The sequence below is a fragment of the Budvicia aquatica DSM 5075 = ATCC 35567 genome, assembly GCF_000427805.1.
Taxonomy (GTDB): domain Bacteria; phylum Pseudomonadota; class Gammaproteobacteria; order Enterobacterales; family Enterobacteriaceae; genus Budvicia; species Budvicia aquatica.
Map to the genome: position 1 here is coordinate 64051 of NZ_ATYS01000005.1, position 13795 is coordinate 77845.

General features: G+C 50.6%; 9 protein-coding genes. 8 read left to right on the forward strand and 1 reads right to left on the reverse strand.

The features are described from left to right. The first annotated feature begins 115 nt into the window (after positions 1 to 115). Complete coding sequence (locus YWE_RS26470) at positions 116 to 6187, forward strand: autotransporter outer membrane beta-barrel domain-containing protein (protein WP_036014964.1); 6072 nt, start codon at positions 116 to 118, stop codon at positions 6185 to 6187. A gap of 195 nt (positions 6188 to 6382) precedes the next feature. Here YWE_RS26470 and YWE_RS0103610 read toward each other — a convergent pair whose 3' ends face one another. Next, entirely contained in the window at positions 6383 to 7246 is an 864-nt protein-coding gene (locus tag YWE_RS0103610; RefSeq protein ID WP_029093294.1) for a helix-turn-helix domain-containing protein, read from the reverse strand. A 257-nt stretch (positions 7247 to 7503) separates the two neighbouring features. Here YWE_RS0103610 and deoC point away from each other — a divergent pair, with 257 nt between their 5' ends. The 7 genes from deoC to YWE_RS0103645 all read left to right on the forward strand — a co-directional run bounded on the left by deoC (position 7504) and on the right by YWE_RS0103645 (position 13766). Then, positions 7504 to 8205 (forward strand): deoxyribose-phosphate aldolase, encoded by a 702-nt coding sequence (gene deoC / locus YWE_RS0103615; RefSeq protein WP_029093295.1) that lies wholly within the window; start codon positions 7504 to 7506, stop codon positions 8203 to 8205. A 73-nt stretch (positions 8206 to 8278) separates the two neighbouring features. Then, positions 8279 to 9208, forward strand: a complete 930-nt coding sequence (locus YWE_RS0103620; RefSeq protein WP_029093296.1) for a ribokinase — start codon at positions 8279 to 8281, stop codon at positions 9206 to 9208. 5 nt (positions 9209 to 9213) lie between these two features. Then, a complete protein-coding gene (locus YWE_RS0103625; protein ID WP_029093297.1) occupies positions 9214 to 9714 on the forward strand; it encodes an RbsD/FucU domain-containing protein in 501 nt (166 codons plus the stop codon). Positions 9715 to 9726: 12 nt separating this feature from the next. Beyond that, a complete protein-coding gene (adhP, locus tag YWE_RS26475; RefSeq protein ID WP_051323167.1) occupies positions 9727 to 10788 on the forward strand; it encodes an alcohol dehydrogenase AdhP in 1062 nt (353 codons plus the stop codon). Further along, complete coding sequence (locus tag YWE_RS0103635; protein WP_029093298.1) at positions 10785 to 11939, forward strand: mandelate racemase/muconate lactonizing enzyme family protein; 1155 nt, start codon at positions 10785 to 10787, stop codon at positions 11937 to 11939. Before adhP ends, YWE_RS0103635 begins: the two co-directional genes overlap by 4 nt. Positions 11940 to 11955: 16 nt before the next feature. Next, complete coding sequence (locus YWE_RS0103640) at positions 11956 to 12906, forward strand: aldo/keto reductase (RefSeq protein ID WP_029093299.1); 951 nt, start codon at positions 11956 to 11958, stop codon at positions 12904 to 12906. Beyond that, positions 12903 to 13766 carry an amidohydrolase family protein gene (locus YWE_RS0103645; RefSeq protein WP_029093300.1) on the forward strand — a complete coding sequence of 288 codons (864 nt, stop codon included), beginning with the start codon at positions 12903 to 12905 and terminating at the stop codon, positions 13764 to 13766. Before YWE_RS0103640 ends, YWE_RS0103645 begins: the two co-directional genes overlap by 4 nt. Positions 13767 to 13795 lie beyond the last annotated feature (29 nt).

A 13795-nucleotide genomic window follows, 5' to 3' on the forward strand; every position in this document is an offset into this window, starting at 1 on the left:
CCATCATTTGTAACACTTAAGTTTTCAATGCAAAATTTCTAACTGTAAATATAGCGTATTATATAATTAATAATCTGTTCTTCAGCTACAGCCTATTATTTCATGGAAGGGAATAATGAATAGAATTTTTAGGACGATATGGAACACGTCACTGGGTGTATGGGTGGCGGTGTCAGAAATAGCCAATGCTTCAAAAAATAACGTTTCTTCGAAGCATACGTTATCTTTATCAAAAAAATCATTCATTAACGCTTTCCCTGTATTACCACGGCAATTTAAGTTACATACTCTGGCTGTTTTATTCGGCGCAAGTTTTATCTTCCCTGCCTATGGGCAAATTACCACTCAACAGCGGGCCAATGCTAACAACATCGTGCTCGATCAGGATGTTAATATCTCGCTGGCGGCCAGCGGCACGCCCGGCTATGGATTATGGGCGCAAAACGGCGGCCAAATTAGCGCAAGTACCAATCAAATATCGGTGGCATCGGCACTGAGTTCGGCCCTTTATGCTGAATCAGGCGGCCAAATTGTACTGAATGGAACCGGTGGTGTCTTAGACCTTTCAAATCAAAACAGCGGCTCATCAGTGCCGATTATTGTGGCAACCGGAAACGGGACTAGCGTGGATTTAACCGGGGCAACCATTCACGGTAACACCAGCTCAGTCAATAATTTCACCCAAAGTGTGGTTGCACTGGCAGGCGCCAGCCTGAACCTGACTGACTCAACCATTTCTGTGGTTGGCGGAACTCAAGATAGTCAGAGTGGACCTGTGGGCATCTATATATCTGGTGTAGGTACCACAGCTAACCTGGACCAGGTAGAGCTTAATTTATCGACGGTATCCACCCGCGGCGGCGGGATGAGTGGCCTGATGGTTAATGGGCAGGCTACGGTAGTGGGCCATGATTTAACCATCAACCTAAGCTCGGGTACTGCCGGGCCGCAGGTAGCTATTGCCAGCTCTGGTAGCGGAACCAATGTGACTTTAAACAATACCACCCTGATTGGTACCGCAACCGCAACGGCTAATCAGATTATTACCGCTATGCAGGCGATATCCGGTGGAGCACTGACCCTTAACGGCGGCAGCATTAGCGGCAACGGGATCACCTCCGGATTAAGCAGCAACGGTAATAATTCCGTTCTGAACGCAAATAATTTTAATGTTTCAACCGCCAAATCTAATGGTAGCCAATTAGTCAGTGCGGCTAATGGCGGGGTGCTTAACTTTACCGGTGGTACAATAAGCAGTACCCCAACGCAAGGAATGACATTGGTATATGCTGCCGTGCTTAATTCCCGAGTCAACCTCAAAGATGCCACCGTTGTTATGCAAAAAGGGGGAGCAACTTCAAACATTAATGGCGTGGGGCTTTATATTCATGGAGCCGCATCAATTATTGCAGATAATACGCTTATTGATATCAACGCATTATCCGGTAATCTTCGAGTAATCGGCGCTACAGCAGCCCAGGGAAACACCGGCTCGCAAATTCAGTTGCTAAACGGCAGTAAAATTAACGTGGTTGGTGGATATTCGGCTAATTACGGGGGTTCTTATGGGGTACTGCTTAGCGGTACCGGCAATAATTTTACCGGTAGCGATAGTTCGGTAACGGTATCGCGCAGTAGTCCGACAGTCGGCCAAGGCGTGACTGGGATTCAGATTCAAAATGGCGCCACAGCCAGCCTAACCAATATGACGATTCAGGCCACCGGCGACGGCTCTCAGGCGGTAGTCGGCTCAGGCAGTGGCACACAGATTAACCTTAATGCCGGAAATACCATTACCACTAACGGTGCGAACGGGCATGGTTTAGCGGTGCTAAACGGCGCCACCCTCAATGGTTTAACTGCCAGCGGCACCACCATTACCACTCAGGGTTCTGGTGCAAACGCGCTTTATTTAGCCGGACCCGCCACCGCCAATAGCGTCAATCTGAATAATGTGTCACTCAGCAGCGCGCAAGCCAGTGCGATTAATATCGCCAGCGGTTCTGCAAATATTGAACTTAGCGGTGGTTCAGTAACTGCCGGAACCCGTCCATGGCTTAACGTTGCTGCCGGAGCTAGTGCTCAGGTTACCCTCAAGGATAGTCAACGGGTCACAGGCTCTACCCAGATGCTTGCCACGGGCACCAGCGATCTGTTACTGAATAGCGGTGCCACATGGGAGCTGACTGCCAATTCCCAGCTCAGCAGCCTGGCCTTTAATGACGGAAAATTGATTTTTTCCGCCAATGCGGCGATTACCACCAATAGCCCGGTAACACTGAGCGGAAACGGCGGCGAATTTGATTCTAACGGGCTGAACGTTAGCTTTGCTAATCAGCTACAGGGTAATGGCCAACTGCTCAAAAGCGGTGCCGGTACATTAACCTTAACCAGTACAGGCAGTTCTATAGGTAGCGTGGATGTTCAAAGCGGCGTGCTGAACTTCGGCCAAAGCGGTACTTTCTCTACTTCCGGCGATTTTATTACCCGTAACGGTGCGACCACCCAACTCGGGTTTATTCCGACTCAGATCAATGTCGGCGGCACCTTCACTCAAGAATCCGGTTCAACCTTAGATGTGACGGTTGGCGCCCGTCCCGATATTGTGGCGGACCATGCCATTCTCGATGGCGAACTGGTGATTAGCGGCTTTCAACGTGACACATATCCGGTTAAGGCCAGCGAGGTTGAAGCTAATCCTTACACCATAATCCACACTACCGGCCCGCTGGGTATTAGCGGTAACTTCACCAACCAGGTTGGATCCGATCTCGGTATTGATTATCTGCTTGAGCAAGGATATATCAGCGCTGATAACCAAGATTATAATATTGGTTTTCGTATGGCCTGGACTGATGGCGGGCAATCCCAAGGTAGCGGCGACTTTACGCTTAATGATGTCAACGACGCTTTTAATGTTGATTTAGCGTTACACAATCAAAGTGTACCATCCGGTGGTTTTGACAGCGGTTGGAGTGGTACCACTTTAACTAAAAAAGGTGCCGGTTTACTGGTCCTTTCTGCATTGAATACCTACAGCGGAAAGACTGATGTGATGGGCGGAAGTCTTTCTTTGGCTGGCAACGGAGATATTGGTGCCAGCAGCCAGCTTTTGTTATCCGGCAGCGATAGTCGGTTTGATATCAGCTATCTGACGGGTTCTTCAACCACCATCAATAATCTTGCCGGCGTTTCCGGTTCCCGAGTGACGCTTTCAGGCGGTAACCCTGCCAATCTTTCGGCCAAAACGTTGGTTATCCATAACGTCGCAAATGCCGACAGCAATGGTAATACCGAGTTTTCCGGCGTGATTGACGATGCGGGTTTGGGCAGTAATCTGACCAAAACCGGAGCCGGTTCGCTGACGCTATCGGGTGATAATACCTATACCGGTATGACTGCGGTTGATGAAGGATCGCTTTTTATTGGCTCGGGCGGGACCAGCGGTAGTTTGATGAGCGCTCAACTGACCATTGCCGATAACAGCACCGTTATTTTTAACCGCGCTGATAACAGTGAGTATGCCGGTTTAATTACCGGAAGTGCTGACAGCACCTTGATAAAACGTGGCAACGGCATACTGACGTTAAGCATGGCTGATTCACTGTTCGGGAGTAGTACGGTAGAAGCCGGTACGCTGCGGTTAAACCAAGTTGGCGTTATAACAAGCATTGGTGACTTTACCCTGATGGGCGGAGCAGCGCTCGATCTTGGCAATCCTGGTAGCTACTTAACCGTTGATAGCAATTTCAATATGCAGGATGGCTCAACGTTGAACGTATTTATCGATCCGAAGGTGGGCGTTCAGTATACCGACATTTATGCTCAGCAAGCACAGATAGGTTCAGATACCACGCTGAATATCGCTGGTTTCTCTGCTACCTATGGTTTACCTAACAGCAGTGATTACCATCTGACCGATATCACGGTACTTCACACCCTTAATGGACTGAACTTTACTCACGGCGCTACTGATTTTGCCACGCTGGGCGTAGGCGGTGCAGGTTCCTCGGTAGATTATTTAGTGGTTGAAGGTAAGCAAATTGGCGGAACCGACTATAACATCGGAGTGGGTTTATCCTGGTATGGCGCTCACTTCAATTTACCGGCCGGGTACCTGCCAACCGGTAACTTCACGTTGACCAATGTCAATGAGGTTTTTCAGGTTGATGCTGCACTGAATAACGAATCGAGCTATGGTCAGTCAGGAGATGCTGATTATTGGGACGGCCAGAGCCTGACTAAAAAAGGGCAAGGTACTCTGCTGCTCTCTGAAGCCAATACTTATACCGGCGATACGGTTATTGAGCAAGGCGGACTCTCACTATTAGGCAACGGTGATATTTCTTATAGTCGTCAGCTCAGCCTGAACGGCGCTGATGCTAATTTTAATATTAGTCAGGTTAATAGCGCCGCCCGCACGATACACAACCTGACCGGCGTAGCCGGCAGTCAGATTATCCTTGGTGACAAAACGTTGACGGTCAATAATGCGACGGATACGTTATTTAGCGGTGATTTTATTACGGCCGAAGGAAGCCTGAGTAAGACCGGAAATGGTGAACTGATTCTGGCTGGCTATACCGGCTGGACCGGTAATACCGAGCTACAGGCAGGTACCCTCACGCTCGACGGCAGTAACGGCGGGGCCCAGCTGGTTAGTGATATTATTGGCAGCAGCGGCAGCACGCTGAACCTTATTCACGGGGCAAGCCTGACCGGGGCTATCGATCCTGCCGATGTGAATATTGATCGCGACAGCCTGTGGAATATGACCGCCAGCTCTCAGGTTAATCATCTTACGTTGGCAGGTACTGTTAATTTTTCCCAGCCGGAAGGCCCGCTAAATGCCGGGCGAACGCTCAATGTGGCGAACTGGGCCGGGGACGGTGGCAGCATCAGTTTGTACAGTGCACTCGGCGGCGATGATGCCATCACGGATAAATTAGTGATTGATGGCGATACCTCCGGTTCAACCTTGGTTAAAGTGACCAATGCCGGCGGCAGCGGAGCCCAAACCTTAAAAGGCATTGAGCTGATTGAAGTAAAAGGCGCGTCGAACGGTGAGTTTGTTCAGAACGGGCGTATTGTGGCCGGTGCCTACGACTACTCGCTGGTACGCGGAACCGAAGACAGAGCCAATAACTGGTACCTGACGTCATTAGCGCCAAAACCCAATCCCAGCCCGGAGCCGCTACCGGAGATTAAACGTCCGGAAGCGGGCAGCTATATTGCCAATCTTGCCGCAGCCAATACGCTGTTTATCACCAGCCTGCACGATCGGCTAGGTGAAACCCAGTATATTGATGCACTGAGCGGCGAGAAAAAAGTCACCAGTATGTGGTTACGCAGTATCGGCGGACATAACCGCTGGCGTGACGGCAGCGACCAGATAAAAACCCAGAGCGACCGCTATGTTATCCAGATGGGCGGTGATATTGCCCAGTGGAGCACTGACGGCCTTGATCGTTGGCATTTAGGACTGATGGCCGGTTACGGTAATAGCCAGAGTAACAGCGGCTCCCGCCTGTCAGGTTATAGTTCTGACGGTTCCGTTGATGGCTATAGCCTAGGCATTTACGGCACATGGTATGCCAACCAGCAGGATAAATCCGGCCTGTACCTTGATAGCTGGGCACAGTACGGTTGGTTTGATAATCAGGTCAACGGCCAGGACATCGGTCAGGAAAATTATCATTCCAGCGGTATCACAGCATCGGTTGAAAGCGGCTATACCTTTAAGATGGGTGAAACGATTAACAGCGATAGCAATCGTGAGAGCTATTTTATTCAGCCCAAATTACAGGTGATTTGGATGGGCGTCAGTGCCGATGATCATCATGAAGCCAACGGAACCCGTGTCAGTGGAAAAGGCGATGGTAATGTTATGACCCGTTTAGGCCTGCGGGCTTATATGCAGGGTCATAGCGCAATTGACGATGGTAAAGATCGTCAGTTCCAGCCGTTTATTGAAGCCAATTGGATCCATAATAGCGACGATTTTGGCACCACCATGAACGGTGTCACCGTGACACAGGCCGGTGCTAAAAACAGAGGCGAACTTAAGTTAGGCGTCGAAGGTCAATGGAGCCCGAGATTAAATCTATGGGGTAACGTAGGCCAGCAGCTAGGTGATAAGGGATACAGTGATACCGCGATAGTCCTAGGGGTAAAATATAACTTCTAATGGCATCAGGTAAAACCTTGCCTCGCGCCGCCGGAAGAAAGTCATATATCGATACTTTTTTGCCGACGAAAGCAACGAGCGGCTTAAATCACGCAGCCGGGTATTCAAATGATTGTTGTAATGCATATATGAATTCCCGTAGAGCGCAACCGTCTTGTTCTTTACTGTATAGGAAACCAAAACCCGAGTTCATCCTCAATCCATTCGTTGTTCCCGGCGGCGAAACTCACTGGGCGATAACCCAACCGCACGATGAAAATCGCGGGAAAAATGGAGCGGATCATTATACCCCACCTGCCCTGAAATTCGGCCTATCGATTCCTGCGTCTCCACCAGCAAGCGGCGAGCCTGCGACAGGCGGTAATTTTTTAACCAGCGTAATGGGCTTTGGTTAAACGTCTTTTGAAATAAACGAAATAGTTGCGACTTACTGACCTGGCAATACTGCATAAACTTATCAATATCCCAGTCATCGCTGTAATGACTATGTATCTGATAAATGAGCCGACCAAGCCCGCGGTGAGTAATGACTGGAGACTTAGTCAGCTCGGAACTGCGATTCTCCAGCAAGGTAAAAATAAGTCTGGAACAAAGTTCGTCACAGTGCGCATCAGTCACTAAAGTGTGGCTTTTCATCAAGCTAAAAATATGGTGATAAATGTCAGTGACCTTTTCAGGATTGTCGAACTGGAAAACCGGGTTTTGCAGAACATCCAATATCTGCATGATATTACTTAGTTTTTCGCTATCAATGCGTAACCACAACATTTCCCATGGCTCATCTTTATGGGGGAAATGCTCATGTGGCCAACGAACGGGTAACCACACCAGACACCCTTCCTTCACTTCATAGAGGCTATGTTCTAACCGGACGAAACCGCTTCCCTTCAGGCAGAAAATCAGCTCATGCCCAACAACCGACTGCCGCCGCACATGAAAATTTTCTGCTGTCCGGATATGACCCGCGCGCAGAATTTGGTAATTCATCAAGGTTGAAAACTTATCTGACTCCCGATACCAGTTCGCCAGGACCTGTGTTTGTTGCGCGAGCTTTCCCATTCCAGATTTCCATTTTAAACAAGAAAATACTGCAGACACCTTAGCTTATCGTGGCATGAACTCGTGTCAAAAACATGTTATGTCGTCAGAGCACTGATAGATTTTTGAACAAGCTCACAACTTTGTTGATATGGAAATTCTGTCCATATTGCAGGGAATTCCAACTATCACGCTTGCTGCCAAAGCTGCCTAAAGTAAACGTCAGATTCACCGCATAACTAGCCGTGCGTTAACTTAGCCAACAGGAGTAGAAGTAAATGATTGATTTTAACGATCCCCGTCAGGTAGCCAAGGCCATCCAGTTCACTAACGTCAACCCAGATTTGACTCGTGAAGGACTCACCCAGCATCTGAATATTTGCCTGGAGTATCAGTTTGACGCTGCGATGATCGCGCCTTGTTGGGTATCCGTGGCAAAAGATGTACTCAAAGGCAGTGGCGTACGTGTTGCAACCACCGTGAACTTCCCGCAAGCCAATGACACCACAGCAATGAAGATTGCTGTGGTGCGTGAACTGGCTAAAGAAGGTGCGGACGAGTTCGACTTCCCACCAAATCCAGGCTTTTTACTCGGTGGTATGGATGATCTTTATTTCAACGAGCTCAAAGAAGTCACCCACGTGGCACATGATTTGGGCATGAAAGTCAAAGCGATGCTGGAATTTGGCTTCATTACCGAAGAAGCAATGAAAATCAAAGCCACGCGTTTTGCCTATGAAGCAGGCATTGATTGGGTGAAACAATCGAGTGGTTGGGGCAAAGGTGGATGTGCTGCAACCGTGGAAGATGTTCAACTTCTCAAAGCGAATATTCAGGCACCTTGCCGCGTAAAAGTTTCCGGTAAAGTCAACACGCTGGAAAAAATGAGAGAGATGTTCATTGCCGGTGCAGAACTGGTAGGTACCAGCTCAGGCCCTGAACTGGTGAAAGGTCTGACCGGGGACATCAACGCTTACTGATCGATGGAAGCCGTCGGCATCTGACCGACGGCATTCTCAATGAAAACAAACAGCACAATTAACGGAGTATGTGATGAGTGTATTTATTCTCGGTAGCTATGCGAAAGCATTGGTTATGACGGCTGACCGTATTCCACTGGCTGGCGAAACGCTAATTGGCCAGGATTTTCGCCAAACTTGGGGAGGCAAAGGTTCTGACATGGCGGTGCAAGCAGCACGCCTGGGGGCTGATGTCTCTTATGCGGGTGTGGTGGGTGATGATGCGTTTGGACATGAATTTGTCAGCCTGATGCAGCAAGAAGGCGTCAATATCCAGGCGCTGACACTGTCTGCCGAATTGCCAACGGGCGCCGGGCTCATCATTAAAGATAACGAAGCACGCAATATCATTGTTGTGGATATGGGTGCCAACAAGCTCTTTACCCCGGCGCTGGTAGATCAGGCGTTGCCACAACTCAAGCAAAGCAACGTTGCCCTAGCGCAGCTTGAAATCCCTCTGGAAACCGCACTCTACGGGCTACGGAAAGCGAAGGATTTAGGCAAAACAACGATCCTCAACCCAGCACCCGCCCGCAATTTGCGCGGCATTGACCTAAGTGCAATTGATTACCTTACACCCAATGAAACCGAAGCGCGCGTCGCGCTGGGGCTTGAACCAGATGATGCCCGCAGCAACCGGGAAATTGCCGATCTTTTGCTGGAAACAGGCTGCAAATATGTCGTGATGACATTGGGTGACGCGGGTTCCGCTGTTTTTAGTCACAACGACACGCAAGAAATCCCACCATGTAAAGTCGACGTTGTGGACAGTAATGGTGCTGGCGACAGCTTTAATGCGGCACTCGCCGTAGCACTTGATGAAGGCCAACCGATAGCCGAAGCCATCTTGCTGGCGAATGCCACTGCGGCCTTATGTTGTACCGACTGGGAGACTGTCCCTTCCTATCGCTACCGCGCAGATGTCGATGCCTTTATGAAAACCATGCTCGTTGCAGAGGAATAACAAAAATGAGACCCGATAGAATCTTACACCCTGAACTCGCCGCTGCATTAGCCACTCTCGGTCACACCGACATTGTATTAGTGACGGATGCCGGCTTCCCGATCCCACCACATGCAAAACGTATTGATTTGGGATTCTGGCCTGGCACTGTTGACGTACTGGAGATCCTGCGCGTGCTGCGTCAGGAGATTTTTGCCGAAGAAGTGCATTTTGCCAGTGAAGTGCGTGATTGCCATCCGCAGCTTTATCGTGATGTGCAAACCATCTATACCGGCTCCGGCGCGGAATTTCACGAAGCCAGCCACGAAACGTTATGCCACGACATTGCCCATCGTGCAAAGGTGGTCATCCGCTCGGGTTCATTCAATCCATGGGCTAATTTTGCGCTAGTTGCCAGCACCGATCCCTTTGCCTGGTTTACTGAACAATCGGGTGTGCAGCCCTTGCCCGCTTACGTAGCAAGACGCCAGCGTATCCGTGACAACGTAGTACCAGAACTTAAATAACAGGGAACGATCATGAAAGCAGCCGTCGTTAGCCAACGCCATCCCGGTAAAGTCGAAATCCAAAAGATAACGCTACGCGCGTTAGAGGCCGGGGAAGCTTTAGTCGAAGTGGAATGCTGTGGCGTATGCCATACCGATTTACATGTGATTCAGGGGAATTTTGGCCCCGTACCGGGCCGTGTTCCTGGGCACGAAGGTATTGGTATCGTGCGTGCTATCGCCAATGACGTCAGCAGTTTGCGTATTGGTGACCGCGTCAGTATTGCCTGGTTCTATGAAGGATGTGGAGTCTGTGAATACTGCGTTAGTGGACGAGAAACCTTCTGTCGTAAGGTTAAAAATGCAGGCTATAGCGTTGATGGTGCTATGGCTGAGCAATGTATTGTCAAAGCTGATTACGCGGTAAAAGTGCCTGCCGGGCTTGACCCATTAATCGCCAGCAGTATTACCTGCGCCGGCGTCACCACTTATAAAGCCATCAAAGTTTCAGGTACTCGTCCTGGTCAGTGGCTGGCTATTTGGGGTGCAGGCGGGCTTGGCAACATGGCGATTCAGTATGCACGCAATGTCTTTAACGCCCGGGTTATCGCCATCGATATTCAGGACGATAAACTTGCTCTGGCTCGTGAATCAGGAGCTGAGATAACGCTAAACGCCATGCGTGATGACGTGCCTGCGCGGATCCATGAAATCACCTCGGGTGGGGCGCACAGCGCCGTTGTCGTTGCCGTGGCTCGCACCGCGTTTAATCAAGCGGTAGACAGTCTCAGAGCCGGTGGCAAAGTCGTTTGCGTCGCCGTCCCTCCTGGTAACCTGGATTTGAATATCGTCAAAACTGTTCTTGATGGTATTGAGATTGTCGGCAGCCTGGTCGGTACTCGCCAAGATTTAGCCGAAGCCTTCGAACATGCGCTTGCCGGGCGCGTTAAGCCGGTGGTTCAGTCTCGTCAACTCGAAGAAATCAATGCCATTTTCTCAGAAATGGAGAACGGCAGTATTCGAGGTCGCATGGTGATTGATTTGCGCCCGCCCCTTTGTAAAAAACCGGACCTGGAACAGGAGTTGACCGCATGAAAATCACCGGCTGGCGCACGCTAAAAACTGTTCATCGCTGGGGTCGCCCGATTGGCGACGTTAACGGCACCGTTGAGTCTGGCGTAACAGAAGTTCCCCTGCTTATCCTGGAAACAGATGAGGGAGTTTCTGGCATCGGCCTCGGTGGGCATGCCGATATTGCACGCATCTTTCCGGCAATTGAGGGCGAAGACCCACGCGCGGTAACCGCACTTTATGACCGTATGCAGTCATGGGTATTTAAAAGTGGCCATGCGGGCAGTGTCTTTGGAGCAATTGGTGTGGTGGACATGGCGCTGTGGGACCTGAAAGCAAAACTGGCGAACCAACCGTTATGGCGGTTACTTGGCGCGCGTCAGCCCTTTGTTCCAGGTTATGCCTCCGGGCTGGATTTCCCTTTATCGCTGGAAGAACTCGTCAACTTGCACAGCCGTTTTGCCGAACGTGGCTTCAGTGCCTTTAAGCTGAAAGGTGGCCTTGATGTTGAACAGGATATTGAGCGCTTACGGGCAGTGCGGGAAGTGTATCTCCGCAACTCGCCGTCTCCCGCAATGATGATTGATGTGAATGAATCGATGAACGCCAAACAAGCGGTGCGTTATGTGCGACGCCTCGAAGAAACGCTTGACCTGACCTGGATTGAAGAACCTGTCAGACGTTGGGATGCAGCAGGCCACGCCCTTATTCGCCAACAAACAAACTGTGCTGTAGCGACCGGGGAAAACCTCACGGGTATCGAACAGTTCCAGCCATTGTTACGCGAACAGGCGGTAGATGTCTTGCAGGCGGGCATGTGTTGGGGAATAAGCCATTTCCTGCGCGTGGCAAACCTTGCTCATGCTTTCAGTTTACCGGTAAGCCCCGTTGGTTATAACGCAAACCCTGTTGCTCACGCTGCGGCGGCTGTTCCCAACCATATGAGTTGTGAAATACAGGATCTCAGTTTCCCTCTGGGCTTGCACGTTGACCAGCGCATCGAAAATGGCGGGATCATGCTGGGCAACACGCCAGGGCTTGGCATCACGTTTGATGAAACCACGCTTGCACAACAATTGAATGAAGGTAGCTGGACGCTTCCACAAGGGCCTCATGTTCGTCCAGAACGTTCCGGGCTGCGCTTGTCTCTCAGGGTTGAGCAAAATAATGAATGAACAAGGAACAGAAAAAATGAAAACAGTAGCTTTAGGGCGCACAGGCATTCAGGTTCCCGTACTGGCAATGGGTGCCGCCTCACTTGGCAGTATTTATCACCCGGTATCACAACAACAAGCTAACGATACGGTCACTACGGCACTTGAACACGGCGTTAACTATTTCGATGTCGCACCTTATTACGGTTTAACCAAAGCAGAAACCGCATTGGGTGGCGCATTGAAGGGTGTCCCACGTGCAAGCTATACCCTCGCAACCAAAGTAGGTCGCTATGGCGACAGCCAATGGGATTTCTCACGCGAAGCCACTTTGCGCAGCATTGATGAAAGCCTCGCTCGCCTGGGTACTGACTACATCGACGTCATTCAGTGTCATGACATCGAATACGGTGATTTGCACCAGTTAGTTGAAGAAGCACTCCCGATGCTTCGTGAACTCCAACAAAGTGGCCTAGTGCGACATGTTGGCATCACTGGCTACGACCTTGCACTGCTGGAAAAACTGGCTGTGGAGCAGAAAGTCGATACCGTCATGGCCTACTGTACCTGGACGTTACAGGACCGTCGGTTAGGCGATGTTGCCAGACGATTAAACCAGGCCGGGATCGGTGTGTTGAATGCCTCCCCACTTTCGATGGGATTACTCACTCGCGGCGGCGCGCCAACCTGGCACCCGGCACACGAAGATGTACAGAACGCCTGCCGCGCCGTCTCTGCATTGTGCGATCGTGAAGGCGTGAATATTTCTCAGGTTGCGTTGCAGTTTGCACTGACCACGGCGGCTGAACAGGGTATTGCCACCACCGTCATCGGCACCGCCAGCAAAGAAAACATGCTCGATAACATACACTGGTGTGAACAACCGCTGGATGCCGCGTTGCTGCAAAAAATTGATGAGTTGATCGCCCCCGTTCTCAATATTGGCTGGGATGTGCTGCCTGGCAACGGGGGCAAGGCCCAAAAATGACGCTAATAGACAGCCACCTGCACCTGTGGGACCCACGTATTCTGCATTACGACTGGCTTAGTGATGTTCCGGCGCTCAACCATCCACATTTGCCGGAAGATTTAGCCGCAGAAGGTACGGCCCCGAATGCCGCCATTGTGGTACAGGCAGACTGCGTAGCGGATCAGGCGCTGGCGGAGGTGAACTGGATTAACGGATTGGCAAAACATTCGCCTTTTCAAATTGCCGGTATCGTGGCCTGGGCACCGCTAGAAAACGGAACAGCGGCAATACCACTGCTACGCCAGTTACGCACCCTGCCGCGCGTAGTCGGTATTCGTCGCTCGCTTCAAAATGAGCCTGATGCATTGTTTTACGATACCCATTACCGCGCAGGTTTGCTGGCAGCCGCTCAGGAAGGTTTTGTTCTCGATTTATGTGTCCGGGCACATCAATTACCGGCAGTGCATCATCTATTGAGTTGGCTGTTTGCACACCAACCCAATGCCAGGGTAGTGCTGGACCATATGGGGAAGCCGGGAATTATCAACAACGCCTGGCAAGAATGGCAAGACGCATTCGCGCAACTGGCTGAGTTCCCTTCCCTGTGTTGCAAGATTTCCGGGCTACCTACCGAGGCGGACTGGCAAACATGGGACGATGAACAACTCGCTCCGTGGATCCATCACGCGATTAACAGCTTTGGACCTCATCGCTGTTTATTTGGGGGGGACTGGCCAGTGGTCAATTTAGCCGGGGGGTATTCTCGCTGGAAACAATGTGTCGAAAAGGCAATCGCCAATCTGCATGCCAGCGACAAACACGCCGTTATGGGCGGGAATGCTCGTAATATTTATTTATCAGATTCAGGAGGGGAATGACAAATAAGGAACAAGGTCTGGATGTCGTT

Bases quoted from the DNA above. Each gene is read 5' to 3' on its own strand.
- adhP (WP_051323167.1), top strand. From the start codon at position 9,727: ATGAAAGCAGCCGTCGTTAGCCAACGCCATCCCGGTAAAGTCGAAATC.
- YWE_RS0103635 (WP_029093298.1), top strand. From the start codon at position 10,785: ATGAAAATCACCGGCTGGCGCACGCTAAAAACTGTTCATCGCTGGGGT.
- YWE_RS0103620 (WP_029093296.1), top strand. From the start codon at position 8,279: ATGAGTGTATTTATTCTCGGTAGCTATGCGAAAGCATTGGTTATGACG.
- deoC (WP_029093295.1), top strand. From the start codon at position 7,504: ATGATTGATTTTAACGATCCCCGTCAGGTAGCCAAGGCCATCCAGTTC.
- YWE_RS0103645 (WP_029093300.1), top strand. From the start codon at position 12,903: ATGACGCTAATAGACAGCCACCTGCACCTGTGGGACCCACGTATTCTG.
- YWE_RS0103610 (WP_029093294.1), bottom strand. From the start codon at position 7,246: ATGGGAAAGCTCGCGCAACAAACACAGGTCCTGGCGAACTGGTATCGG.
- YWE_RS26470 (WP_036014964.1), top strand. From the start codon at position 116: ATGAATAGAATTTTTAGGACGATATGGAACACGTCACTGGGTGTATGG.
- YWE_RS0103640 (WP_029093299.1), top strand. From the start codon at position 11,956: ATGAAAACAGTAGCTTTAGGGCGCACAGGCATTCAGGTTCCCGTACTG.
- YWE_RS0103625 (WP_029093297.1), top strand. From the start codon at position 9,214: ATGAGACCCGATAGAATCTTACACCCTGAACTCGCCGCTGCATTAGCC.